Raw genomic sequence first — 22,653 nt, 5'->3', positions numbered from 1 at the left:
CTAGATGTGCAACTAGTTAGTCACTCTAGCAATTAGAGAACCACGCGCAACACCCATTGACATGAACATCCGGGGCGACTAGCGAGCGGGATCAGAAGTCGTCGATGTGCAGGTGGTTGCAGGTGTCGGGGAAGTCGGTGAAGTTGGCGAACGAGGGCTCGTTGCCGGCGGCGTAGCGGCAGTTCGACTGGCCCACGCGGGAGCCGTTCGGCATGATCGGGTCGAGCACCGCGATCAGCGCGAGCGAGGCGTCGTTGGCGCCGAGGGTCGGCACGCCGCCCACCGAGGTGAAGTCCACCGCGTGTCCGCCGCCCTGCCGGTAGTGCGCCGACTGGGTGCCGGCTCCCTCGATCTGGCCGGTGCAGCGTCGGCTGATGTCGCTCACCCCGGCGCTCCCGAAGGCGCGCACGGCGGCGACCATCGCCTGCAGGATGACGACGTCGATGCCGCAGTTCTCGACGCTCTGGCCCTGGGCGATCCAGGCGATCTCGAAGATGTGGTCGGGGCTCGAGCCGTGGAACTGCCCCGCGGCGACGTACCCCATCAGCTCCTCCGCCAGCGCCTGCGCGTCACCCGAGACGGGGCCGATCACGGCGCCGCCCTGGTGCGCGGCGGCGGCCGCGGCAGCGGCTGCGGCGGCTGCGGCGGCCGCGCGGGCGTCGACCCCCGCCTGGTACTGCTGCTCGGTGGTGGCGACGTCGCTCTGCAGGCTCGTCAGCTGGGCCTGCAGCTCGCCCTGGTGCGCGTTCTGCTCCTGCAGCGCCGCGACCATGGCCTGCTGGGCGGCGGCCGCCTCCTGCAGCGCGTCCTCCGCCGCCTGCGCGAGGCCGGTGAGCTCCTGCTTCGCCACCTCGGCCTGGGCGCTCAGCGTGGTCGACGTGTTCGCGTCCTGCTGGGCGGCGGTGTAGACGGCGTTCACGGCCTGGGTCAGCTGACTGGCCGAGCTGAGCTGGGCGAGCAGCTGGTCGGCGTCCTGCGACGAACTGGTCAAGAGCAGCGAGGTGACGTCGTTGCCGCCCGTGCGCACGAACTGGGCCGCGATCATCGCCGCCCGCTTCTTCGACTCCTCGGCCTTGGTCGCGGCTGCCGCAGCGCTGGCGGCGAGGGCATCGGCCTTGGCCTGTCCCGAGGCGAGGGCGGCCTCGGCGGCGTCGTTCTCGTCGGTGCGCTGCGTCACGAGCGCCTGCGCGGCGCGGGCCTTCTCCTGCAGATCGGCGATGATCCCCTGGATGCGCGTGATCTCGTCCTGCTTCGCGCTCTCCGAGGCGCGGGCCGCGATCACGTCGTCCCAGCTCGGGTAGTCGTCGGCGAACGCCGGGCGGGGCGCGCCGGTGATGGTGGCGGTCACCGTGAGGGCGAGGGTGAGCAGCACCGTCAGGGCGAGCGGCAGGCGAGCGGATGCGCGGCGGCGGGCTGAGCGGGGGGAGCGGGTCATGGGTCCTCGGGCATCGGAACGGGCCGCCGAGGCGCGGCGGCTCGGCCATTCAACCGCCGGGGCGCGGCGTCGGCGGGATCCGTCCCCGGCGGTTCGCGAATCGTTCATCCCGGTGAACGATCGCCGCGCGGGCCTCGCGCAGGCCACGGGGCGGCGGTGTAGGGTCGCGGCGTGGACGGTGCGAGCGCAGGACGGTACGGCGAGACGGCGACGATCGAGGTCGACCCGCGGAGCGTGGGCCGCATTCGGCTCGCCTACAGCCCGCACACCGACGGCGCCGCCGACCCGGGGGAGATCGTCTGGACCTGGGTGCCCTACGAGGAGCGCGACGGCCGCGGCAAGGACCGCCCGGTGCTCGTGGTCGCCTCCGAACCCGGCGGCGGCCTGCTGGGCGTGGCCCTCACCTCGAAGCCGCACGACGACCGCTGGGACGTCGCGATCGGCAGCGGTCCGTGGGACTCGGCGGGCCGCCCGAGCTGGGTGCGCCTCGAGCGGGTGTTCCGGCTGCAGCAGGGAGGCGTGCGCCGGGCCGGCGTCGGGCTCGACGAGGCCCGGTACGGCACCGTGGCGGCGGCCCTCGCCGCCCGCTACGGCTGGCCGGCCCCCACCGGCCCTGCGGGGTCGGGCAAGCCGGCCGCAACGCGCAAGCCCGCCGCGACGCGCCGACCGGCCCCGACCCGCACCCCGGCCCCGTCCCGCACGCCCGCCCCGGCCCGCAGCGGCGTGGGCGCGACCGTGCTGCGCGCCCTCCGCCGTCTCTTCCGCTGACCCCGCCTCAGTCGCGCCCGAGCGGATTGGCCGCGAGCCGCGCCGGCAGCCCCGAGGCGACGGCAGTAGCCGCCGTCGACCCGGGCTTCCGCGCCGCCTGCTCGAGAATGCACCCGGTGAACTCCCCGGCCAGGTCCAGCCGCGGATGCGCGGCCAGCACCTCGGCGCGCAGCTCCGCGTCCCAGCCCTCCGGGTTGCGCCCCGAGATGTCGAGCCCGGTCGCGATCTCCAGCAGGTAGCCCTCGGCGTCGACCGCCGGGTCGACCGCGTCGGCCATGTGGGCGACGATGATCGCCGCCGCCCGGTCGCGCCGCTTTTCGGTCCAGCCGGCTCCGGACGCGAAGACCCAGGCGACCAGGCCGCCGGCCTCCTCGAACGGCAGGGTGTGGCTGTCGAAGGCGGGTTCCAGCCCGAGGTCGTGCAGCACGGCCGCCACGAACAGCAGCTCGTCGTCGACCGCGAGCCCCTCCGTGCGGGCCGCGGCCGCCGCCCACAGGTAGGAGCGGAGGCCGTGGTTCACGAACGCCGGGGAGTGGAACCGCCGCGCCACCTCGAGGGCGGCACGGGCGGCGGGGGTGTCGGGCAGCGGCAGGTCGTCGAGATGCATGCGCCCAGTGTGCCGGTCGAGCGGATGCCCGGTGCCCCCTCCGCCCGCAGACGGCGGTTTCGGCACGAGAACTGACCGGAACGCGACGCCGCCCGCCGACGGCGGCCCCCGTTCGCCGCCCGGCGAGGGCCGCCCCGTTCAGCGCCCGGGGTACTGCGCGACCGGATTGTTCGCCCGCAGCACCTCGAGCCGCGCCCGGTACTCCACCTCGTCGATGTCGCCCTGCGCGAACCGCTCGGCGAGCACCGTCTCGGCGCGGCGTCCGGGCGCGCCTCCGGCGGCCCTGGCCTCCCAGGCGCGGCGCCGCCAGCGCCGCCCGACCGTGGCGAAGAGCACCGCGAACAGCGCGATCCAGAACAGGGGGATGAGCACGACGAGCCACCCCGGCCCGCCGCCCCAGCCGTAGTGCGGCCCGAAGCCCGAGTCGGGCCCGAAGGCGGTGACGGCGGCGAGGGCCGGGGTGGTGACGAGTGCGGTGAGCATGAGCTGTCCTTCCGAGACACGAGCGGCGTCGATCGGCGCCTGTGTCCAGCTTCGCGAGCCGGGCCGGCGGCCGAATCCGCCGGTCGGAGGCACTCCGCAGCCGCCCCTGCTCCCGCGGGACGAGCGGCGACTACTCCCCGGGGAGTACGTGCCGGGGCGCCGCGAGCCCAGCCTCGTAGGCGACGATCACCAGCTGCACCCGGTCCCGCGCGCCGAGCTTGGTCAGGATGCGCGACACGTGCGTCTTGGCGGTCAGCGGGCTCAGCACGAGCCGCCGCGCGATCTCCTCGTTCGTCAGCCCCTCGCCGACGAGCGCCAGCACCTCGCGCTCGCGGGCGGTGAGCGGGTCGAGCATCCGCGTGTCGGCCGCTGCCGGACGCCCGGCCGTCGTGCGCCGCCCGGCCGCCACCCGCTCGAGCAGCCGCTTCGTCACCCCCGGGCTGAGCAGCGCGTCGCCACCCGCGACCACCCGCACGGCGCGGATCAGCTCGACCGGCTCCGTGTCCTTCACGAGGAAGCCGCTCGCGCCGGCGCGGATCGCCCGCTCGACGTACTCGTCGAGCTCGAACGTCGTCACGACGACGACGCGCGTCGCGGCCAGGGCGGCGTCGGCGCTGATCTGCTCGGTGGCCCAGAGGCCGTCGCCGTCGGGCATCCGGATGTCCATCAGCACCACGTCGGGCCGAGTCGCCCGCACGACCCGCAGCACCTCCTCGCCCGAGCCGGCCGCGCCGACCACGTCGATGTCGTCCTCGGCGCCGAGCAGCGCGGCGAACCCGGCGCGGATCAGCTGCTGATCGTCCGCCACCACCACCCGGATCATCCGGACGCCTCCGCGCCCGCCCGCGCGACCGGCGCGAGCGGCAGCTCGGCCCGCACACCGAATCCGCCGCCCGTCCGCGGCCCCGCCCCGAAGCGGCCCCCGAGCAGCTCGGCCCGCTCGCGCATGCCCTCGAGACCGCGTCCACCGCCGGCGCCACGACCCTGCGGGGGAGTCGTGGGCGCACTCCCGTCGTCGTCGATCGTCAGCACGAGCATCCGCCCCTCGACCCCCACGGCCACCCGCGCCGCCGCACCCCCGGAGTGCCGCAGCACGTTCGTCAGCGACTCCTGCACGATCCGGTAGGCCGCGAGCTGCACCGCCCGCGCGGGCTCGGCACCCTCGGGAACGCGCAGCTCGAGCGCCACCGCGACCCCCTGGTCCCGCACCCCGTCGACGAGCGCCGGCAGCTGCGCGAGCCCCGGCTCCGGAACGAGCGGCGCGGCCCCCGCCGCCTCGTCGCGCAGCACGCCGAGCACCGAGCGCACCTCGTCGAGCGCGGTCTTCGACGCCGCCTTGATGTTCGCGAGGGCCGCCCGCCCCTGCTCGGGGTCGCGGTCGATCAGGTGCAGCCCCACCCCGGCCTGCACGTTGATCTGGCTGAGCGAGTGGGCGAGCACGTCGTGCAGCTCCCGCGCGATCCGCACCCGCTCGGCCTGGGCGGCGCCGAGCCGCCGCTCCGCCGCCCGCCGCCGCAGCTCGTCGTAGCGGGCCCGCCGGCTGCGGATGCTCTCGCCCACCACCACGAGCAGCACCAGCGCCAGCGTCGCCGCCGTCACCGGTGCCGGCTGCCAGGCCACCCCGACGACGAGCCCCAGCCCGATCGTCAGGAGCCACGCCCCGGCGACCGACGCGATCGCCCAGCGCCGCGCCCCGCGCACCACGGCGCCGACGATCGCGAAGGCCAGCGCCACGTACGGGGGAGCCGCCCCGCCCGCCACCACCATCGTGTACGCCCCGGCGGCCGCCGCGACCACCGCCACGACCGGCCCCGGGAAGCGCCGCGCGAACACCAGCGCCACCGGCCCGGCGACCGCGAGCCCGAGTCGCGCGGCGAGGAGCCACGGCTCGTCGCCGAGCGAGCCCTCGAACGCCCGGCCGAGGCGAGCGAGCCAGACGGTGGCGGGCACCTGCACCACGAACGACACGATCACGGGCAGCCAGAGCGCGGCCCGGCCCGAGAAGCGGAACCGCGGCTCCCACTCGCTCGCGCGGTCCGGCTCGGTCATGGCCCGATCGTAGCCGCGGGCCGAACGGCGCGCGTCCTCCCGGGGGAGTATCCCGGCGGCGGGGGCGCTCCGGCCCTACGATCGCTCCATGAGCAGTCCCACGGGCGAGGCGCACCGAATGACCAGGGTGAGCAGCACTCTTCTTCCCGCCCGCCGCGCAGCCGGCGTCATCCGTCTCGTCGTGGGCCTCGGCCTCGCGGTCACCATCGGCATCCAGATCGGCGACCGCGTCGCCAACGACGCCTTCGACCCGTGGGAGTACTTCAGCTACTTCACGATCCAGACCAGCCTGATGAACATCGTCGTGCTCGTCGTGGGCGGGATGCTCGCCCTGCGGCTCACCCGCGACACGCAGCTCTTCACCACGGTGCGCATGGCGACCCTCAGTTACGCCATCGTCACCGGGCTCGTCTACAACCTGCTGCTCCGCGGCATCCCGCGGGAGGGATTCCAGGGCCTGTCCTGGCCGAACGAGATCGTGCACGTCTGGGTGCCGATCGTCCTGGTGCTCGACTGGCTGCTCACCCCGGGCCGGCCGGCGCTGCCGTGGCGCTCGCTCTGGCTCGTGCCGGTGTACCCCGTGGCCTGGGCGGTGTACACCTTCATCAGGGCCGCCGCGAGCGGGGGAGTGATCTACCCGTACCCCTTCCTCGACCCGGCGACGGGCGGGTGGGGGAGCGTGATCGCCTACGTCGTCGGCCTGACGGGCTTCCTCGTGGGCCTCGGCGCGCTCGCCGTGCTGTGGTCGCGGAGACGGGTTCGGAAGAATGGCGGCCCCCGGGAAGTTGTCGCATAGTAAATAGTGGATGAAGGAGAAGTGATGACTCGCACCGAGATCATGTCGAGCCGCTCCGGCGGCGAGGGAAGCGCACCCGAGGGCACCGGCTCCGGCTCGCCCGCCACGGGTGCCGCGCCCATCGCGGTCGCCCCGGCGCTGCACGAACTGATGTCGCCCGAGCAGAACGTGCAGCGCATCATGCGCACCGGCACCGTCTGGTTCGGGGTCGCGGTCGGCGCGACCGCGGTCATGCTCGGCCTCCTGCTCTCGGCCGGTTGGCGCCCCAGCATGCTGAACCCCAGCGAAGGCGTGCTCTGGTGGGTCGGGTCGTTCCTCGTCGTGCTCAGCATCGGCCTGATCGGCTGGTCGGGATGCCCGATCCTCGAGGTCGACGTGCCGACGGCCGATCGCAACAAGACCCGCACGATGCAGCTCGGCACGATGCTCTTCATCGTGGGCGGCGCCTTCGCGATGTTCGCGGTGCTGATGGGCCCTGCGCTGTAGCCACCCGCTCCCCGTTGCAGCCGCCTGCGGCTACGGAGCCAGCGCCGCCTCGGTGCTCGCGAGCAGTGCCCGGGTGTCCGCGAAGCGGGCGTCGAGCGACGGGGTGCCCAGCACCACCGCCACCAGCGTGACCGGCGTCGCGCCGATCGTGCGCTGCGCCGAGGTGAGCAGGGTGAAGCCGGCGTAGCTCGTCGAGCCCGTCTTCAGGCCGTCCACCCCGTTCTCGCCCAGCAGCACGTTCTGGTTCACGATCGTGCCCAGGTCGGCCTGCTCCAACGAGGCCGTGCCGGCGATGGCGGCGAGGGCCGGATCGGCGTGCGCGAGCGCCGCCACCCGGAGCAGCTCGGCCGGGGTCGAAGCGCTCCCCGGGTTCAGTCCGCTCGCGTCGGCGAGCGTGGTGCTCGTGAGTCCCTGCCCGTCGAGCCACTCCCGCGCCGCCGCCAGGAACGCCTCCTGCGACCCGTAGGCCCACCTCGCCGCCGACTCGGCGTAGTTGTTGGCGCTCGTCAGCAGCGTGATCGCGAGAGCGTCCCGCAGGCTGACCTGCTGGCCGTCGGCCATCGACTCGGTGAACTGCTGCTCGGCCTCCACCGCGGCGGTGATGTCGAGGTCGGCCTGGCCGAGCGTGATCGTGGGCCCGGGGTCGGCGGCGTCGACGAGCGGATGCGCGTCCAGCACCACGAGGGCCGTGACGACCTTCGTGATGCTCGCGATCGGCACCGGCGTCGTGGCGGCGTTCGGGCTCTGGCCGAGCACCTGCACCGTGCCGTCGGCAGCTGCGAGACCCACGGCGCCCTGGCCCTCCGCGGGCCAGACGAGGGCGGCCGGATCGACGGCGAGGGGCGCAGGAGTCGTCGGCGGTGCCGTCGGCTCGGCCGTGGGGGTGGTTGCGCCGGCGGGTGCGGTCGTCGTCGCCGGGGCGGCCGATGGGGCGGGCTCGGGCGTGCATCCGCTGAGGACGGTCAGGCCGACCAGCATCGCTGCTCCGAGGGTCACAGAACGCACGGATCGCATCAGTCGATCCTAGGCGGCGCGGCTCGCCGGCCCGTCGCGTCGGCGGTCAGGGGACTGCCGGGGTGTAGTGCAGTGCGACGTCGATCGGGTCGCCGGTGGCGGTGAAGCGGAACTCGGTGCCGCCCTCGGCCGCCGTGAAGTCGCCCGAGGTGAGCTCGCCCGTGCAGGGGCCCTCGATCACGGGCGAGGTCGTGCCGCCGCTCGTGATCGCGAGTTCGAGCGACCCGCCACCGCGGCAGGCGAGGTGGTAGGAGTAGTCGCCGGCGGCGAGGCTCTTCAGGGTGACGAGGTGGTTCTGGCTGGTCTCCGCGTCGAGGTGCACGGTCATCCCGGGCGGCGTGGAATCGAGGCCGAGCTGCGTGGTGACCTCCTCGGCGACGCCGTCGAACCAGCGCGCCGCCTCGTCCCCGTCGAAGGGCGCGGTCGGGTCGGTCGCCGAGAGCGCGCGGGCCGTCGGCGTCGGCGTGGGCGCCGCGGTGGACGTGGCCGTCGTCGTGCCCGGGGCGGCGGAGCTCGGCGCCGCCGCGTCCGGGCCGCCGGCCGTGCAGCCGGCGAGGAGCGCGACGGCGAGCCCGGTGGCGGCGAGCCCCGTGGTGATGGTGATCGTGCGGGTGGGCCTGCTGAGGTGTGCCATCGATCCAGCCAACCGCACCCGTCGGCGCCGGCGGGCAGCTTTCAGGACTCTTTGCGGTTCGCGCGCCGACTACCGGTCGAACAGGTTGCCGAGCCCGCCGAGACCCGGGATCTCGAAGTTCGAGCCGAACTCCGACAGCTGCTCCCCGAAGCCCGTGGCCTGCTCGCCGACGCCCGCGACGGCGTCGCCGGCCCCGGCAGCGAGGTCCTCCGCGCCGGTGCCGAACTCGCCGAGGCCGCTGGCGGCGAACTCGCCCAGGCCGCCGCTGAGGGCCTCGAAGTCGGTGCCGAGGCTCGCCGCCTGCTCCAGCAGGGGAGCGGCGACGCTGCTCACGATCGCGCCGCCCGCGACCGCGGCCAGCAGGCCGCCGGCCACGCCGAGGCCCGCGCCCGCGACGGCTCCGGCGCCCGCGGCACCGAGGGCCGCACCGGCACCGGTTCTGGCACCCTGGCTCGTCCCACGACCCGCTCCGGGCGCGGCCTTCGCGAAGATCCCGCGCAGGAAGCCCGGCTTGTGCGCCTCGCCCCGGGTCGCCGCCCGGGCCAGGTCGTCGGCCGACGACGACGCCGGCTGCTCATAGGCGGGCAGTTCGGCGCGCAGCCGGTTCTCGACCTCGACGCGTTGCGCCGGGGTCAGGCGCGCGAACGCCTCGCGGTGCACCTGCTCGAGCTGCGCCGGGTCGGCGGTCTTCAGCAGGTAGTCGTAGCGCGCGATGGCGCCGCGGTCCTCGGCGCTGAGCGCCGCTCCGGCCGGCGTCGCGGGAGCGCGGTACGACGGTGCGGGCGTGGGGTGCGACGGCGCGGGCGAGGGTGCCGGAGCCGCCGGTGCCGCCGGCGTGCCCGTCACCTTGTCCGCCGCAGTGCGCACGAGGTCACGCCAGTCGGTCGAGCCCGAGCGGGCGCCCGACCCGCCGGAGTGCGACGACCCCTTCTTGTCGAGGGCCTTCGATGCCAGGTTCAGGATGCGCTGCAGGTTGCTCACGGGGGCCTTCCGGTTCGGGTGAGATCGGGCGGTGACTTGTTCTCATCCTGACCGTCGTTCATGTGGAGAAGCCCGGCAGAGCATCCGCAAACCCCGTGACGCCCCTACATCACCGCGCCGAAGTAGGAGTACTTCACGAACACCTCGGAGGCGATCCCCGCCTCCTCCAGCACGCCCTGCACCGCAGTCAGCATGTACTTCGAGTCCCACCCCATGTAGAGGAAGTGCGTCTCGTCGAGCTCGTCCCAGTGCCCGGTCCATGCGCGGGCGTCGTAGATCGGGCCGCCACGGCGGTCGCTGAATGCGACGACCGCCGGCCGCGCATCCGCCCACAGCCGTTTGAAGACCCGGTTGAAGAGGTACTTGACGTCGTAGACCTCCCAGTGCTCGCCGCGGTACTCGACGTACTCGAACTCGCGCTCCCAGCCCCGGGGCCAGCCGCGGCGGCGCACCGCGTCGAGCACGGGCGTGAGGTTGTCGTCGTCGATCAGCGCCGTGCCGGGACGCTTCCAGACGGCGAGGAAGCGCTCTGTCAGCTCGACCGTGCGCGCCGCGATCGCCGCCGTGCCCCACGACTCCACCGACGCCAGTCGCTCGGTCAGCGGCACCTCCGAGCGCGCGAAGAGCGGGCGCTTCGCCGGGAACGACTGGTCGAAGGCGCGCTCGGCGAGCTCGTGCTCGAGCAGGGCCAGGTTGCCGAGCGTCTCCGCCAGGGCGCGGTGGCTGTTCTGCTCGTCGTCGCTGTAGTCGGCCCACTCGCGCACGCCGTCGCCGCTCCAGCTGTCGCCGGGGGCGAGGGGCACGATGTGCTCGATCTCGAGCCCGGCGAGCGCGGCGCCCCCGGTCGACGCGGGCACCCCGGCGAGGCGGCCGAGCACGTACGCGGCGTGCGGCAGCTCGGTGTACTTCAGGCCCACCTTGACGCGCTCATCCGACGGGGTGATGCGCGACAGCGCGCGCACGAGGTCGTCGGGGCCCTCGGCGCGGGCCCGGCAGAGCCGCGCCACCAGCCGGTCGTTCGTCAGGCCGACGACGATGCGGCGCAGCTGAAGCGACTGAAGCATCTCGGAGAGGCCCACGAACGCGGCCGCCTCCAGCCGCCCCTGCACGAGGTCGCGGTAGGCGCGCATCACGAGCGGGTACATGCCGCGGCCGAAGGTGGTCAGCCAGTGCAGCTGCTCGGCGACGATCGGGTCGCTCTCCTGCGACGGGTCGAGCAGCACCCGGTAGGCCGCCGAGTACTCGCGCCACTCGGCGGCGTGCCGGCGCAGCGTCGCGAGGTCGAGCCGCGGGAACTCCTGCCGGAACGCGTCGTAGACCCCGCGCTCGCCGGCGACCACGACCTCGCGGCCGGTCGTCATCACGAGGTAGTGCCGCCAGAAGCTCGCGATCGACTCGCCGGTGTTCTGCTCGATCGGCAGCCAGTACTCGTCCTCGATCTCGCTCTGCTCGGCGTGCGAGAGCCCCATCAGCACGTAGTTGTGGATCAATTCGTGGTCGCGCAGCGGCTCGCCCGTGGAGTTCAGGCTCTCGAAGATCTGCTGCGCGTTCGCCTCGGCGCCGAGGGTGATGGCCACGTGCTCGAGCTTCTGCAGCCCACGCCAGATCGCCGGAACCTCCTCGGCCCGCACCTGGCTGCGGAAGAAGGCGTAGTTGTCGTCGAACCGCGACTCCCGCAGCTCCTCGCCGGGCTCCCGGCGGTCGAGCACGACGCTCTCGAACACCTCGGCCCACGCCCGGTGCGGCCGCAGCTTGGTGCGAAGGCGCGGGGTTCCGGATGCGCGGTCCGCCGTCTCCCGCACGAGCACCCGCTCGAACTCGGCCGCCAGGGCCGGATCGTCGTGCTTCACGGTGTGGTGCAGGGCGGCGATCAGCAGCATCAGCGTGGTGATGCGCTGCTGCCCGTCGATCAGCACGAGCGCGGCGTCGTCGCTGCTGCTGCTGCCGCCGCTGCTGGCGTCGTCGCCGGCACTGGCCGCAGCGGTGTTCGCCGTGCTGAGGATGGAGCCGATGAAGTGCGTCTGCCCGTCGTCGCTCCGGGCCACGGAGCGGATGTCGCCGAGCAGCTGCTCGCAGCCCCCGATGTCCCACCGGTACTGCCGCTGATACACCGGTACCACGATCGTCGTCCCGGGATCCGACAGCCAGGCGATGGTGTTGACCGCGGTCGCGTCGACGTTCGTAGCAGTGACCATGTGTATTCGCTTCGCCTCTCGGATCGCCGTGGTGCGCAGCAATCGAGCTTACGTGATGCACCCGGTTGCGACAGCGGGAAGGGGCGGGCCCCAGGCTGCGTGCGTTACGGTCGCATCATGAGAAGCACGGCCGGGGTGCGGCGCGCGGAGGCGGCCCGCGAGGCCATGACGCAGTTCGCCCGCGGCGGCTACGACGGCACGCCAGTGGGCGTGGTGGCCGAGGCGCTCGGCGTCTCCCAGCCCTACCTGTTCAAGCTGTTCGGCAGCAAGGCCGGCCTCTTCATCGCCTGCGTCGACCTCTGCTACGACCTGATCGAGGAGAACGCGCGCGCCCGCCTGGCCGAGAGCGAGGCGGCCGGCCGTCCCGGCACCCTCGACGACATCGGGCACGCCTTCCGGCACACCATCGCCGAGGCCGACCTGCTGCGCTTCCAGCTGCAGGCCTGGGCGGCGTCGGCCACCCATCCCGAGATCCGGGAGGTGGTGGCCGCCCGCTTCAGCCGCTCGCTCGAGCTGAGCCGCGAGCTCACCGGGGCGAGCGCCGACGAGGTGAACGAGATGTTCGCCCGCGGCGCCCGCCTGGTGGTCTCGACGGCCCTCGGCATCCAGCTGCTGTCCTAGCCTGCGGCTGACGGATGCCCGGCGGCGCTAGCCCGTGACGGTGAGCGTGTTGGTCACCGAGACCAGGCTCACGGTCGCGGCCATGATGAACCCGCCGAGGTAGGGGTTGCCCGTCGCCCGGTAGAGCTTCCGCGACACGACGGCCGCGACCGCGAGGATGACGATCACCGGGAACAGCCAGATGCTGTAGATGCCGCCGAACCCGGGCACGAGCTCGCCGCTGGTGAAGAACGTCGTGTACTGCACGACGACCAGCACGATCGGCGCGAGCGCGTTGAACAGCGCCAGCACGGCCGTGTTGATCCACTCGCGCCCGCCGAGGGTGAAGCGGTTGAAGACGTTCACGGCGAGCGAGTTGGCGAAGAAGTACAGCAGGAAGAACGGCAGCACCAGCAGCGCCAGCGGGATCTTGTCGGGCGTGAACCACTTCACCGCGAGCACCCAGATGCGGAAGTCGGTGGTGAAGAAGTAGTCGACCACGGCGACGATGCCGAACGCGGCGACCACCACGACGAGCCCGAGCAGGATGGCCTGGAAGAACTTCTTCCAACCCGGCAGCATGCCGCCGGCGCGCAGGTCGAGGCCCGACTTCCGGCCGATCGCGAACCACGAGACGGCCATGATCAGCAGGGCGGCGCCGCCGTTGATCGCGGCCCACAGGGCGATGAAGAACACCGCGCCCTGGGGGAACAGCGAGGGCACGGAGTTGAAGGCGAGCGAGCCGATCGCCTCGTTCTGCGACAGGGCGACGTAGGTCACGCCCGAGATCAGGGCCGACACGACCATGGACGCCCAGAACCAGACGAGACCGGTGCGGGTCTGCGGCGTCGCCGCCGGCAGCTCGGTGCGGCGGAGTCCGGCGAAGGCGCGGGTGGCGAGCAGCGCCCGGGCGAAGGCCACGAGGAAGATGCCGAAGCCGACGAGGCCGAGGGCGTTGAAGAACTCCTTCCACTGCCAGACCTGCGCGGCCGGGTCGATGGCCTCCGGCGCTCCGAGGGTGGCGTCGAAGTAGGCGATGACGTCGCTCGTGGTCTGCTTCGAGAACGGGCCCCAGGGGTGGGTCTGGGCCGGCGTGTAGAGGATGCGCCGAGCATCCGTGCCGTCGACCGACTCGGTGTAGAACTGCCCCGCCTCGCGGGTCTCGCCGGCGGTGGCCGGGTCGGCGCCGAAGTTCAGGAAGGACTGGGCGTTCGGCGTGCCGACGAAGTCGCGGGGAGCGGTGAGGGCGACCCCGTTCTCGTCGTAGCTGCGGAAGAAGAACTCGTCGTACTGGTCGGCGACGAGACCGACGTCGCGGCTGCCGTAGATGTTCGTGTACGCGCCGTCGGCGTCGGCGTAGAAGGCCTCGTTGTCGACCAGCAGCACCGAGGAGATCAGCGGGGTGGGCGCCTCGTTGTCGGCGACGACGCTGTAGTTCGCGGCGCGGGCGCCGTTGGAGTGGCCGGTGACGCCGATGCGGTCGGTGTCGACGTAGGGGAGGTCGGCGACGAGCTTCACGGCGTCGTACATGCCGGTGCCGTTGACCGGGATGTCGGCGTTGGCGAGCGGCTCGGAGTTGCCGTGCCCGTACATGTCGATCGAGACGACGACGTAGCCGCGGCGGGCGAGCTCGACGTAGTTGGCGTCCTGCATCTCGCGGTTGTTCCACCAGCCGTGGCTGACGACGATGGCGGGGGCCTTGTCTTCGGCGGTGGCGGTGTCGGGCTTGAAGAGCAGGGCGCTCAGGGTCTCGCCGGAGGAGGTCTCCCACCTCAGGTCCTTCACGGCGACGTGGCCGCCGGCGGTCTGGACGAGGGAGGCTCCGACGGCGGAGATCAGGCAGAGGGCGAGGGCGATCGCCAGCCAGAGCGCGTTGCGGCGCGGTGTGATGTGCTTCATTGCTGTTCCTTCACGGTAGTGACTGGTCGCTAACCTAACTCGCGCGGCGGGTCGCCCATCGACGGATCGGCCGGATCTGCACATCTGTGCAGAGTCGTCGGGCCGTCCTCGGGGCCGGATGTTAGCCTTGCCTAAGTTGGGCCTGTTAAAACGTGCTGGCCCTCCGACGAAAGGACATGATTCGCGTCATGGGTTACATCAAGTCCGCCGCTCTCGAAGAGACCGGCTACGTGGTTCTCGACCGCTACAACAAGGAGATCGACCCCAAGGAGTGGCTCGACATCGAGTACGTCGACTGGAAGTCCTCCGGTGACACCCGGTTCGCGCCGCTCGCGAGCGCCAAGGGCGAGATCGAGTGCAACGGGTTCTGGAACCACAAGCCGCCGCGCACCGACAAGGACGGCGTCTGGATCGACTCGCAGACCGCGATCGCTCCCACCCTCACCGAGCGTGCCCAGGAGCCCGGCTCCAACGTCGGCCGCTGCCGCGTGATCGAGCTGCAGCCGAACACCTACGCCGACGCCCTGTACAACCTGCACCAGGACGACAACAACCGCCTGAACCCCGACGGCACCGGCTGGGTCGTGCGCGGCTTCTTCAACCTCACCGACGACAAGGACAGCTACTTCGTGCTGCGGCACAACCGCACCGACCCCGAGGGCGAGGTGCGCATCGCGCTCCCCGCCGGCGCGCAGCTGATCGTCGACACGCAGCGCCTCTGGCACGCGGCCGCCCACTACGGCACCGAGCCCCGCTACTGCCTGATCACCTCGTGGGAGTCGGGCCCCCAGCTCGACGAGTACATCGCGAAGTACAACGGCCAGGAGCACGTGCCGAGCGTCGAGGTCGAGCAGGACGTGCTCGACGCCGGCCAGGCCGAGCAGACCCGTCGCATCGCCGCCCGCGCCGCCGCCCTCGCGGCCCGCGGCCAGGCCGAGAAGGCGGTGATGAGCGAGGCGTAAGCCCCCTCATCCGGCACGAAGGGCCCCGACGTCTCGACGTCGGGGCCCTTCTGCGTGTGGTGCGCGGCTGCGGCGCGCGGCGCCGGCGCGCGGTTGCGCGGTTGCGCGGTTGCGCGCGATCAGGCGTCGGCGAGGGCCGGGGTGAGGCGCACCAGGTTCGCCGTCGAGGAGTCGTCGAGCTCGGCGATCGCGTCGCGGGACTTCAGGAAGTCGGAGAACGAGCGGAATCCCAGGGCCTTCTCGCTGAACGACGGGTCCATGCGCTTCATCTGCGTCTTCACGAGCGAGCTGTGCAGCCACTCGTCGTCGTCCTTCTCGTGGCCGAGGCGGAGGGCGCGCTCGAGCAGGCTCGAGGCGAGGGCCTGCGGGTCCTCGGGCTCCGGTTCGGGCTCCGCCTCCGGCTCGTCCTCGATGATCTCGGGCGGGAACTTCGCACGGCGCGGGCCCCGCTTCTTGGCGGCCGGGGGAGCGACCTGCTCGAGCGCATCCTGGAGCAGGCGCTCGGCGGCGGCGACGTCGGCGGCCACCGCATCGGTGGTGGCGTCGGCCGTCGCCTCGGTCGAGGGCGCGCCGTCGGCGGCGCTCGATGTCGCCGCCTCGGTCGGGGCGGAGGTGTCGGCCTCGGCGGGGGCCGGGCTCTTGCGGCCCCGACGCGAGCCGCCCGAGGAACGCGGAGCGGACTCGGTGGCGGCCACCGGCTCGAGCTCGGGCACCGGCTTCACACCCGGCAGGGCGTCGTAGGTGGCGAACTCGTCGCAGGCCGCGGCGAGCGAGCGGCTGGTCGAGCCGGCGACGCCGATGCCCACGACGTAGCGGCCGAGCCGCTTGCAGCGCTGCGCCAGCGCGATGTAGTCGGAGTCGCCCGCGACGATCACCACGTGGGTGAGGTCGGGCAGGCGGAACATGTCCTCGATCGCGTCGACGGCGAGACGGATGTCGGCGCCGTTCTTCGCGTAGGCCGCCGCCGGGAACAGCTGCACCAGGTCGACCGCCCGCCCCACGAGCTGGCCCCGGTAGTCGGCGTTCACCGAGGCCGACCAGTCGGCGTAGGCGCGGGTCAGCACGAGGGTGCCGAACGAGGAGGCGAAGTCGATGACGGCGCCGATGTCGACGGTGGCGCGGCGCAGCTTCTCGGTGTTCTCGGCGTCGCCGCCGCCGAAGCCGCGGGCCTTGTCGCGCATGAACTGGCTGCGGCCGTGCACCTGGTCGTAGCGCGAGATGATGATGTTGTCGAAGTCGATGTAGACGGCCACGCGGGCGTCGGCGGATTCGGTCATGGACGTGCTCATTCCGATCGGGGGTGACCCCCAGTCTGACGCCTCGGGCGCTAGTTGTGCGCGGTCAGCCAGGCGATGGGGTCGACAGGGGTGTTGTCGAGGTGGATCTCGAGGTGCAGGTGGGCGCCGGTGGAGGTACCCGTGTTGCCGACCGAGCCGAGCTGCTGGCCGACGACGACCGCCTGGCCCTCGGTCACGACGGGCGAGCCGGAGAGCATGTGCCCGTACCAGCTGCTGACGTTCTGGCCGTCGATCACGTGGTCGACGACGACGTAGACACCGAGGCCGCCGTTGTCGGAGCCGTTGACGAGACGCACGACACCCGAGGCGACGGCCGAGATCGGCTTGCCCTGACCGGGGGTGAAGTCGACGCCCTTGTGGTTGGTGCTGCCGATGCCGCCGGGGGAGGAGCGGGGCCCGAAGCCGTCGCTGATCGGCACGCCGACGGGGAAGGGCCACTGCACGGCGCTGTCGGGGTTGTTCGTGTAGGTCGAGGCGGTGCGGAAGCCGATCGAGGCGACCTTGGCGGCGACCTCGGCGGCGCGGGCGGCCGCCTTGGCGGCGGCGAGCTCCTCGGGAGTGGTGGCCTGGTAGCCGTCGCGCAGCACCGAGGCGCCGGTTCCGGATGCGGTCAGCAGCTCCTGTGCGGCGGGTGCGGCCTGCACCTCGGGGGCGTAGGCGAAGGAGTCGGAGGTCTCGATGGCCGAGAGCGAGGTGGCGGCGGCGAGCAGCGCGGCGAACGACAGCGCCACGGCGGCCTTCCAGCGCGGGGCGCGGGCGGGGCGGGTCGCAGCGGCGGGAGCCGCGGCGGTCAAGACGGGGGCGGCGGCGCGCACGACGGGAGCCGCGGCCGTCACGACGGGAGCCGCAGCGGTCACGTCGGGGTCGGCGGCGCGCACGACGGACCGGCGGCTCGAGGCCGCCTCGGCAGCCCGCTCCTGCTCGCGCAGGGCACGGCGCGTCAGGGGCGCCGACGGGGTGTCGGAGGGGGGAGTCAGGGTCACTCGGATTTCGCTTTCGTCTCGCGCCGCGGGGGCGGGCGGCGCAGGTGCAGCCTTCGACTGCATCGATCGTCGAGCACTACTCTACAAACGACTCATAGGTAACACCTGAAAATGCCCCGACGAGTCGTCGATCAGCCCGCCGACGTGCCCTGCGACGGGTCGATCTCGTCGATCAGCGCCACCGCGATCGACAGCGTCGGCGTGGTCGAGTTCGTCGAGGTGTTGCCCACCAGCGCGATCTGCGTGCCCGTCTCGGGCCGCGTCAGCACGACCGAGCTGAAGCCGAAGATCGCCCCGTCGTGCCCCAGGTACTCGTTGAAGTTCGTGATGCCGAGCCCGTAGCCGAAGTCGAGCGTCTGCCCCTCGAAGCGCTGGGTCTGCAGTCGGCGGGCCTGCGTGAACGGCCCGAGCAGCCGGCCGTCTGCGAGCACGTCGCCCCAGGCCGCGACGTCGTCGAGCGTCGAGATCAGGGCCCCGGCGCCCGCCGGAACCGCCGGGTTCACCTCGTTCACGACGGCCGGCGGCACCGCGGGGTCGATCGCGCCCGCGCTCGTGACCGTGGGCACGTAGCCCTGCGGATGGGGTGACCGGATCCCGTCATCCGCCGGGTAGTAGGTCTCGTGCAGCCCGGCCGGCTCGATCACGCGCCGGGTGATCACCTCGGCGAGCGACGCCCCGTCGACGCGCGCGGCGATCGCCCCGAGCAGCGCGTAGTTCGAGTCGCAGTACTGCACCTCGGCCCCGGGCGCGAACTCGGGCGGGTTCCGCAGGATGACCTGCAGCGTCTGCTCCAGGCTCCACGGCATCGCCGGGTCGGCGGCGAACCGGTCGTCGAAGCGGGCGTCGGCGGTGAAGTCGGCGATGCCCGAGCGCATCCCGAGCATCTGCTCCAGCGTGATCTCGGCCGCGTTCGGCACCTGCGGGTACCAGCGGTCGAGTGTGTCGTCGAGGGCGAGCAGCCGGTCGTCGACCATCCGCAGCACGGCGGTCGCAGTGAACGTCTTGGTGATGCTCGCGATGCGCACGAAGTCGCCGGCGCGGTACGGCTCCTCGGTGTCGAGGTCGGCGACTCCGGCCGTGCTCCGCCAGAGGGCTCCGTTCGGCAGCCGCACCCGCGCCGCGCAGCCGGCGAGCCCCGAGGCGGTGAAGGCCGCGTCGAAGGCGGCTTCGAGACCGGATGCGCGCTGCGCCGTCGGGGCGGGCGACTCCGTCGGGGCGCCCATCCCCTCCCCGCCCCGCGGACTGCACGCCGCGAGGGCGGACAGCGTCAGGGCGCCGCCGGCGGCGCCGAACAGCGTGCGGCGGGTCAGGTGGCCGGTCATGAGCCGGCGGGCTCTGACGGCTCGGTGGGCTTGGCTGTCTTGGGCGTCTTGGGCGTCTTGGCCTTCGCCGCTTTCGCGGGCTTCGCCCGGTTGCGCTCGATCGCTCTGCGCACGAGGTCCTTGAAGGCCTCCTCGTCGACCGAGTGGCCCTCGGCGAACTCGACGCTGCGTCGTTGGTTGCCGCCGAGCTCCCCGTTGAAGAGCCCGTGCGGGTCGTCGAGCGAGGCGCCGTAGAGGAAGCCGAGCTTCACCTTCGTCTTGAAGATGTCGCCCACGATCAGGATTCCGTCGAGCTCCCAGACAGGCGAACCCATCCACTTCCACTCCTCGACGATGCCGGGATCGACCTCGAGGATGATCCGGCGCATCTCGGCGAGCTTCGCCCCGCGCCAGTCGGGGTGCTTCGCGATCAGCTGGTCGATCTCGTCGCTCGCGGTCATGGCGGGTCCTTCCGGTGCGGGTCGGCCCACAGTACCGCCGCGACCGCCGTCAGGACAGGGCGCCGCCCTGAGTCGTGTCGGAGGCCGCGGAGGCCGGGGAGGCCGGAGAGGCCGGGGCCGCCGAGGCCCGGCCCGCGGTCGCCACGCGGTACAGCCCCGCCGCGACCGCTGCGCCGAGCACCGGGAACACGACGAACGCCCACAGCTGCGCCAGCCAGTCCCCGCCGCCGAACACCGCCGTGGCGAGCGAGCGGGCGGGATTCAGCGAGGCGTTGTCGATCGGCAGGGCGACGAAGAGCATCAGGGTCAGTGTGCCGCCGATCACGAGCGGCGCGAGCGGCGTGCCCGTCGTGGGGTGGGTGGTCGTCAGCACCACGACGACCAGCACGGCGGTCGCGACCAGCTCCACCGCCGCGACGGGGAGCAGTCCGAAATGGCCGGGGGAGAGCATCCCGTACCCCGTCGACGCGAAGCCCGCCCCGACCGCGGCCGACCCGCCGTCGGAGCTGCCGAGCAGGAGCGCCCGCACGAGCGCCGCGCCCGCGACCCCGCCCACCACCTGGGCCGCGAGGTACACCGGCACGAGCCCCCAGCGCAGGCGGCCCGCCACCGCGACGCCGATCGTGACCGCGGGGTTGAAGTGCCCGCCCGAGATCGGCCCGACGACCGCCGCACCGATCGCGACGGTGAGCCCGAGCGCCACGGCCACGCCGAGCAGGCCGGTGCCGGGCTGCGCGGCGACGCCGTTGGAGTCGGGGGAGGTGAGCAGGGCCGCCCCGATCAGCCCGAACACGAGCAGGAAGGTGCCGCCCGCCTCGGCGGCGGCCCTCCGCAGCGGGCTCGCTCCGGACGGGACGTGGGCGGGGTTCTTCTGGCTCGGCATGCAGTGAGGCTACGCAGACGGATGCTCGTGCCGGCACGACCCGCGTCGCAACCTCGTGCCACGTCTGTCGAGCCCCTGCGGTCGAGCGGTCGTCGAGCCGTCGCTCTCCGGCAGCCGTGGAGCCGGATGGAAGACTGGGCACGTGCTCGCCTCCCTCACGCTCCCCGTGTCGCTCCCGACCCCGGGCGGCTCCGTCACCCTCCGCCGCGCCGACACGGCCGACCTGGACGCGCTGATGCGGCTCCTCGCCGACGACGCCGTCAGTGCCTCGCGCGGCGATCGGGCCGACGAGTCCGACGTCCCGGCCTACCGGGCGGGGCTCGTCGACACGCTCGCCGACCCGTCGAACGACCTCGTCGTGGCGGTCGGACCCGATGGGGCGGTGCTCGCGATGATGCAGCTGACGCGCATCCCGGGCCTCGCCCGCCGCGGTGCCACGCGACTGCTGATCGAGGCGGTGCGGGTGAGCAGCGCGCGACGGTCGTCGGGCATCGGCGCGGCGATGATGCGGTGGTGCACCGACGTCGCGGCCCCGGCGCTCGGAGCGGGCCTCGTGCAGCTGACCTCGGACGAGGCACGCACCGACGCGCACCGGTTCTACGAGCGGCTGGGCTTCGTGGGGTCGCACCGCGGCTTCAAGTTCGCAGTGGGGGCGCCCGGCAGCACGCGCTGAGCGCCGTTCGAGAGCGCTCTCCACCCGGTCCTGCGCTGGAGCACAAAATCCAATAGGATTCGAGCACCGCTACTCCGGATGCGATCCCGAAGGAACGACATGCGTGCAGCTCCCGCTCTCCCGCCGGCCCACCGCCGCCCCGAGCCCGCCTCGGCGGCGCCCACGCTGGGCCAGTACCTGCGCGGCCGCCGCGCCCAGCTGCAGCCCGCCGACGTCGGCCTCGTCGCCGACCCGGGCCGCCGCGTCACCGGCCTCCGCCGCGAGGAGGTGGCCGACCTCGCGGGCATCAGCCGCGAGTACTACATCCGCCTCGAGCAGGGGCGCCACCACCAGGTCTCCGAGCAGGTGCTCGCGTCCCTCACCCGCGCCCTCTGCCTCGACGCCGACGCGGCCGCCTACTTCTACCGCCTCGCCCTGCCAGCCCCGCCGAACGCCCGCGAGCGCCCGGTCGCGCCGGTGAGCGAGCTCGTGCACCGCCTGGTCGAGCAGTGGTCGGATGCTCCGGTCTACGTCCTCGACCGCAACCAGGACATCCTCGTCGCCAACGAGCTCGCCCACGCCCTGCAGCCGAGCTTTGCGGTCGCGGGCGGCAACTGCGTCGCGGCCGCGTTCCTCGCCCCGCCGGAGGGACGCGGACTGGAGAGCTGGCGCCGCACCGCCCGCGCGGCCGTCGCGGCCCTCCGATTCCACGGCGACCCGAGCGACCCGCGCCTGCAGGAGATCGTCGGCGACCTCTCGGTGCGCGACGCCGACTTCCGCGAGATGTGGGCGAGTCTCGAGGCGCGGCCGCTGACCTTCGGCGAGTCCCCGGCGTTCGTCGACGGCTTCGGCTTCGGCGAGATGCCCTGGCAGTGCCTCGACGTGCCCGGCGGGCACTTCCTGCTCGTCTGGCTCGACCCGCCCGGCACCTTCGCCGCGGGGGCCATCGCGCACCTGCGCCGCACCCTCCACGCCCGGCGCAACCCCGGCCCCGCCCTCGTGCGCCCGGGCGAGGCCCCGACCACGCCGTCCCGGCTGGTGCGCGCCGACGAGTTCGACGACTACCTCACCCGCGCGGCCGCGGCGGGCACGAGCGCCGCCTCGGCCGCCGCCTTCCAAGCCGCGTCCTGACGGGCGGGCTGTCGCGCGTCGGCCCATCCGAAGTCGGCGGTCAGAGCATCCGCTCGAAGAATTCGGCTGCCAGGGAACCGAAGCTGGGCGCCTCCTCGTCGAGGCCCGCCGCCGGGGTGTCGGGCCAGCTGTGCCGACCGCCCTCGATCGCGTGCCACTCGGCCACGCCGCCCGCGGCGCGCAGGGCGTCCCGCAGCGCGGCCCCCTGCCAGACCGGCACGACCTCGTCGGCCGTGCCGTGCACGATCGAGAACGGCACCGCCGGCCCCGCCACGTGCATCACCGGGCTCAGCGCGGCCAGGCGCTCGGGTGTCGCGGGCACGCCCAGCAGCCGGGTCACCTCGTTGTCGGTCGAGGTGTCGGCGTCGCGGAGGTCGGCCGGGCAGGCCGCGACGGCCGCCGCCCGCACCCCGCTCGCCGGGTCGAGCGCGACCAGCGCGGCCAGCTGCGCCCCCGCCGAGAACCCCCACACGCCGACCCGCGCGGGGTCGCCACCGAACTCCTCGGCGTGCTCGATCGTCCAGGCGACGGCGGCCAGCGCGTCCTCGAGCGCGGCCGGCCAGACGGCGGTGCCGCTCAGGCGGTAGGTCGGCGCGACGGCCACGAACCCGCGCGCCGCCAGCAGCGGGTTCAGCCACGGATGCAGCGCCGCCCCCCGATCGCCCTCGTGCCACCCGCCGCCGTGCAGGAACACCACCACCGGCGCGAGCGTCCCACCGGCTGCCCCGGGCACCCTCGTCCCCCCGGATGCCCCGGGCACCCTCGTCCCCCCGGATGCCCCGACCACCCGCGTCCCCCCGCTCCCCGCCCCGCCGCGCGCTCCCGCCGGCGCCAGCACATCGAGCCGCAACGCCCCCTCGGGGCGCTCCCCGTACACCAGCCCCGGCCAGAACCGCACGGCCACCACGTCTTCGGACACCATCCCCCGAATCTACGACCCCCGCGCCCGCCGCCGCAGCCCCGCCGCCCGCGCACCTGCGGCCGCACCGCACCCGCCCCGGCCTCAACCGCAACGGGTTCCTCGCCCGCTCCCTT

Annotated in this window: 23 protein-coding genes; 7 read left to right on the top strand and 16 right to left on the bottom strand. The window is 73.3% G+C overall.

Annotation, left to right across the window (positions count from 1 at the left end; translation table 11 throughout):
• Positions 1–91: 91 nt before the first annotated feature.
• Complete coding sequence (locus ITJ64_RS17100) at positions 92–1,435, bottom strand: hypothetical protein (RefSeq protein WP_194681877.1); 1,344 nt, start codon at positions 1,433–1,435, stop codon at positions 92–94.
• A 171-nt stretch (positions 1,436–1,606) separates the two neighbouring features.
• Between ITJ64_RS17100 and ITJ64_RS17095 the strand changes: the two genes are divergently transcribed.
• Positions 1,607–2,203 (top strand): type II toxin-antitoxin system PemK/MazF family toxin, encoded by a 597-nt coding sequence (locus tag ITJ64_RS17095; RefSeq protein WP_194681876.1) that lies wholly within the window; start codon positions 1,607–1,609, stop codon positions 2,201–2,203.
• 7 nt (positions 2,204–2,210) lie between these two features.
• Here ITJ64_RS17095 and ITJ64_RS17090 read toward each other — a convergent pair whose 3' ends face one another.
• The 4 genes from ITJ64_RS17090 to ITJ64_RS17075 all read right to left on the bottom strand — a co-directional run bounded on the left by ITJ64_RS17090 (position 2,211) and on the right by ITJ64_RS17075 (position 5,342).
• Positions 2,211–2,810, bottom strand: coding sequence for a cyanamide hydratase (locus ITJ64_RS17090; protein WP_194681875.1), 600 nt, complete (start codon positions 2,808–2,810; stop codon positions 2,211–2,213).
• Between the two features lie 138 nt (positions 2,811–2,948).
• Entirely contained in the window at positions 2,949–3,293 is a 345-nt protein-coding gene (locus ITJ64_RS17085; protein WP_194681874.1) for an SHOCT domain-containing protein, read from the bottom strand.
• Between the two features lie 130 nt (positions 3,294–3,423).
• Positions 3,424–4,116: a response regulator transcription factor gene (locus ITJ64_RS17080; protein ID WP_194681873.1), complete on the bottom strand. Its 693-nt coding sequence runs from the start codon at positions 4,114–4,116 to the stop codon at positions 3,424–3,426.
• Positions 4,113–5,342 carry a sensor histidine kinase gene (locus ITJ64_RS17075; RefSeq protein WP_194681872.1) on the bottom strand — a complete coding sequence of 410 codons (1,230 nt, stop codon included), beginning with the start codon at positions 5,340–5,342 and terminating at the stop codon, positions 4,113–4,115. Before ITJ64_RS17075 ends, ITJ64_RS17080 begins: the two co-directional genes overlap by 4 nt.
• A gap of 88 nt (positions 5,343–5,430) precedes the next feature.
• On the opposite strand from ITJ64_RS17075, the gene ITJ64_RS17070 reads away from it, so the two are divergent.
• Together ITJ64_RS17070 and ITJ64_RS17065 are read left to right on the top strand one after the other, a co-directional pair.
• Positions 5,431–6,138, top strand: coding sequence for a Pr6Pr family membrane protein (locus tag ITJ64_RS17070; RefSeq protein ID WP_194681871.1), 708 nt, complete (start codon positions 5,431–5,433; stop codon positions 6,136–6,138).
• 24 nt (positions 6,139–6,162) lie between these two features.
• Positions 6,163–6,624 (top strand): hypothetical protein, encoded by a 462-nt coding sequence (locus tag ITJ64_RS17065; protein WP_194681870.1) that lies wholly within the window; start codon positions 6,163–6,165, stop codon positions 6,622–6,624.
• 30 nt (positions 6,625–6,654) lie between these two features.
• Here the strand turns inward: ITJ64_RS17065 and ITJ64_RS17060 are convergent, their stop codons facing one another.
• The 4 genes from ITJ64_RS17060 to ITJ64_RS17045 form a co-directional block, all read right to left on the bottom strand.
• The gene (locus ITJ64_RS17060; RefSeq protein WP_194681869.1) at positions 6,655–7,638 is read right to left on the bottom strand and encodes a D-alanyl-D-alanine carboxypeptidase family protein; all 984 of its coding nucleotides are present in this window, start codon (positions 7,636–7,638) and stop codon (positions 6,655–6,657) included.
• A 46-nt stretch (positions 7,639–7,684) separates the two neighbouring features.
• Entirely contained in the window at positions 7,685–8,272 is a 588-nt protein-coding gene (locus tag ITJ64_RS17055) for a hypothetical protein (protein ID WP_194681868.1), read from the bottom strand.
• A gap of 69 nt (positions 8,273–8,341) precedes the next feature.
• Positions 8,342–9,253 carry a hypothetical protein gene (locus tag ITJ64_RS17050; protein WP_194681867.1) on the bottom strand — a complete coding sequence of 304 codons (912 nt, stop codon included), beginning with the start codon at positions 9,251–9,253 and terminating at the stop codon, positions 8,342–8,344.
• Between the two features lie 104 nt (positions 9,254–9,357).
• Positions 9,358–11,448, bottom strand: coding sequence for a DUF262 domain-containing protein (locus ITJ64_RS17045; RefSeq protein ID WP_194681866.1), 2,091 nt, complete (start codon positions 11,446–11,448; stop codon positions 9,358–9,360).
• A 117-nt stretch (positions 11,449–11,565) separates the two neighbouring features.
• Here ITJ64_RS17045 and ITJ64_RS17040 point away from each other — a divergent pair, with 117 nt between their 5' ends.
• The gene (locus tag ITJ64_RS17040) at positions 11,566–12,069 is read left to right on the top strand and encodes a TetR/AcrR family transcriptional regulator (RefSeq protein ID WP_194681865.1); all 504 of its coding nucleotides are present in this window, start codon (positions 11,566–11,568) and stop codon (positions 12,067–12,069) included.
• A 27-nt stretch (positions 12,070–12,096) separates the two neighbouring features.
• Here ITJ64_RS17040 and ITJ64_RS17035 read toward each other — a convergent pair whose 3' ends face one another.
• The gene (locus tag ITJ64_RS17035; RefSeq protein WP_194681864.1) at positions 12,097–13,947 is read right to left on the bottom strand and encodes a S9 family peptidase; all 1,851 of its coding nucleotides are present in this window, start codon (positions 13,945–13,947) and stop codon (positions 12,097–12,099) included.
• A 188-nt stretch (positions 13,948–14,135) separates the two neighbouring features.
• On the opposite strand from ITJ64_RS17035, the gene ITJ64_RS17030 reads away from it, so the two are divergent.
• Complete coding sequence (locus tag ITJ64_RS17030; RefSeq protein WP_173181635.1) at positions 14,136–14,909, top strand: hypothetical protein; 774 nt, start codon at positions 14,136–14,138, stop codon at positions 14,907–14,909.
• A 119-nt stretch (positions 14,910–15,028) separates the two neighbouring features.
• Here the strand turns inward: ITJ64_RS17030 and ITJ64_RS17025 are convergent, their stop codons facing one another.
• The 5 genes from ITJ64_RS17025 to ITJ64_RS17005 all read right to left on the bottom strand — a co-directional run bounded on the left by ITJ64_RS17025 (position 15,029) and on the right by ITJ64_RS17005 (position 19,835).
• Positions 15,029–16,186 (bottom strand): NYN domain-containing protein, encoded by a 1,158-nt coding sequence (locus tag ITJ64_RS17025; protein ID WP_194681863.1) that lies wholly within the window; start codon positions 16,184–16,186, stop codon positions 15,029–15,031.
• Positions 16,187–16,236: 50 nt separating this feature from the next.
• Entirely contained in the window at positions 16,237–17,190 is a 954-nt protein-coding gene (locus ITJ64_RS17020; protein ID WP_194681862.1) for a M23 family metallopeptidase, read from the bottom strand.
• A 131-nt stretch (positions 17,191–17,321) separates the two neighbouring features.
• On the bottom strand, positions 17,322–18,512 hold the full coding sequence (locus ITJ64_RS17015) for a serine hydrolase (RefSeq protein WP_194681861.1): 1,191 nt from the start codon (positions 18,510–18,512) through the stop codon (positions 17,322–17,324).
• On the bottom strand, positions 18,509–18,952 hold the full coding sequence (locus ITJ64_RS17010) for a DUF1801 domain-containing protein (RefSeq protein ID WP_194681860.1): 444 nt from the start codon (positions 18,950–18,952) through the stop codon (positions 18,509–18,511). The genes ITJ64_RS17015 and ITJ64_RS17010 overlap by 4 nt, the downstream gene beginning before the upstream one ends.
• A gap of 49 nt (positions 18,953–19,001) precedes the next feature.
• Positions 19,002–19,835, bottom strand: a complete 834-nt coding sequence (locus ITJ64_RS17005; RefSeq protein ID WP_194681859.1) for an aquaporin — start codon at positions 19,833–19,835, stop codon at positions 19,002–19,004.
• 142 nt (positions 19,836–19,977) lie between these two features.
• Here ITJ64_RS17005 and ITJ64_RS17000 point away from each other — a divergent pair, with 142 nt between their 5' ends.
• Both ITJ64_RS17000 and ITJ64_RS16995 read left to right on the top strand, forming a co-directional pair.
• A complete protein-coding gene (locus ITJ64_RS17000) occupies positions 19,978–20,508 on the top strand; it encodes a GNAT family N-acetyltransferase (RefSeq protein ID WP_194681858.1) in 531 nt (176 codons plus the stop codon).
• Between the two features lie 99 nt (positions 20,509–20,607).
• Positions 20,608–21,618, top strand: coding sequence for a helix-turn-helix transcriptional regulator (locus tag ITJ64_RS16995; RefSeq protein ID WP_194681857.1), 1,011 nt, complete (start codon positions 20,608–20,610; stop codon positions 21,616–21,618).
• A 40-nt stretch (positions 21,619–21,658) separates the two neighbouring features.
• Here the strand turns inward: ITJ64_RS16995 and ITJ64_RS16990 are convergent, their stop codons facing one another.
• On the bottom strand, positions 21,659–22,540 hold the full coding sequence (locus ITJ64_RS16990; protein WP_194681856.1) for an alpha/beta hydrolase: 882 nt from the start codon (positions 22,538–22,540) through the stop codon (positions 21,659–21,661).
• Between the last annotated feature and the right edge of the window lie 113 nt (positions 22,541–22,653).

Source organism: Herbiconiux sp. VKM Ac-1786, from assembly GCF_015350805.1.
Classification (GTDB): Bacteria; Actinomycetota; Actinomycetes; order Actinomycetales; family Microbacteriaceae; genus Herbiconiux.
Note: the sequence above shows the minus strand (reverse complement) of the source record. Positions and strands in the feature narration are given on the sequence as shown.

Coding starts and splice junctions, on each gene's coding strand:
- ITJ64_RS17075 (WP_194681872.1), bottom strand. CDS start 5,342: ATGACCGAGCCGGACCGCGCGAGCGAGTGGGAGCCGCGGTTCCGCTTC.
- ITJ64_RS17070 (WP_194681871.1), top strand. CDS start 5,431: ATGAGCAGTCCCACGGGCGAGGCGCACCGAATGACCAGGGTGAGCAGC.
- ITJ64_RS17015 (WP_194681861.1), bottom strand. CDS start 18,512: ATGACCGGCCACCTGACCCGCCGCACGCTGTTCGGCGCCGCCGGCGGC.
- ITJ64_RS17025 (WP_194681863.1), bottom strand. CDS start 16,186: ATGACCGAATCCGCCGACGCCCGCGTGGCCGTCTACATCGACTTCGAC.
- ITJ64_RS17080 (WP_194681873.1), bottom strand. CDS start 4,116: ATGATCCGGGTGGTGGTGGCGGACGATCAGCAGCTGATCCGCGCCGGG.
- ITJ64_RS17060 (WP_194681869.1), bottom strand. CDS start 7,638: ATGCGATCCGTGCGTTCTGTGACCCTCGGAGCAGCGATGCTGGTCGGC.
- ITJ64_RS17045 (WP_194681866.1), bottom strand. CDS start 11,448: ATGGTCACTGCTACGAACGTCGACGCGACCGCGGTCAACACCATCGCC.
- ITJ64_RS17035 (WP_194681864.1), bottom strand. CDS start 13,947: ATGAAGCACATCACACCGCGCCGCAACGCGCTCTGGCTGGCGATCGCC.
- ITJ64_RS17055 (WP_194681868.1), bottom strand. CDS start 8,272: ATGGCACACCTCAGCAGGCCCACCCGCACGATCACCATCACCACGGGG.
- ITJ64_RS16995 (WP_194681857.1), top strand. CDS start 20,608: ATGCGTGCAGCTCCCGCTCTCCCGCCGGCCCACCGCCGCCCCGAGCCC.
- ITJ64_RS17030 (WP_173181635.1), top strand. CDS start 14,136: ATGGGTTACATCAAGTCCGCCGCTCTCGAAGAGACCGGCTACGTGGTT.
- ITJ64_RS17010 (WP_194681860.1), bottom strand. CDS start 18,952: ATGACCGCGAGCGACGAGATCGACCAGCTGATCGCGAAGCACCCCGAC.
- ITJ64_RS16990 (WP_194681856.1), bottom strand. CDS start 22,540: ATGGTGTCCGAAGACGTGGTGGCCGTGCGGTTCTGGCCGGGGCTGGTG.
- ITJ64_RS17100 (WP_194681877.1), bottom strand. CDS start 1,435: ATGACCCGCTCCCCCCGCTCAGCCCGCCGCCGCGCATCCGCTCGCCTG.
- ITJ64_RS17005 (WP_194681859.1), bottom strand. CDS start 19,835: ATGCCGAGCCAGAAGAACCCCGCCCACGTCCCGTCCGGAGCGAGCCCG.
- ITJ64_RS17090 (WP_194681875.1), bottom strand. CDS start 2,810: ATGCATCTCGACGACCTGCCGCTGCCCGACACCCCCGCCGCCCGTGCC.
- ITJ64_RS17040 (WP_194681865.1), top strand. CDS start 11,566: ATGAGAAGCACGGCCGGGGTGCGGCGCGCGGAGGCGGCCCGCGAGGCC.
- ITJ64_RS17085 (WP_194681874.1), bottom strand. CDS start 3,293: ATGCTCACCGCACTCGTCACCACCCCGGCCCTCGCCGCCGTCACCGCC.
- ITJ64_RS17065 (WP_194681870.1), top strand. CDS start 6,163: ATGACTCGCACCGAGATCATGTCGAGCCGCTCCGGCGGCGAGGGAAGC.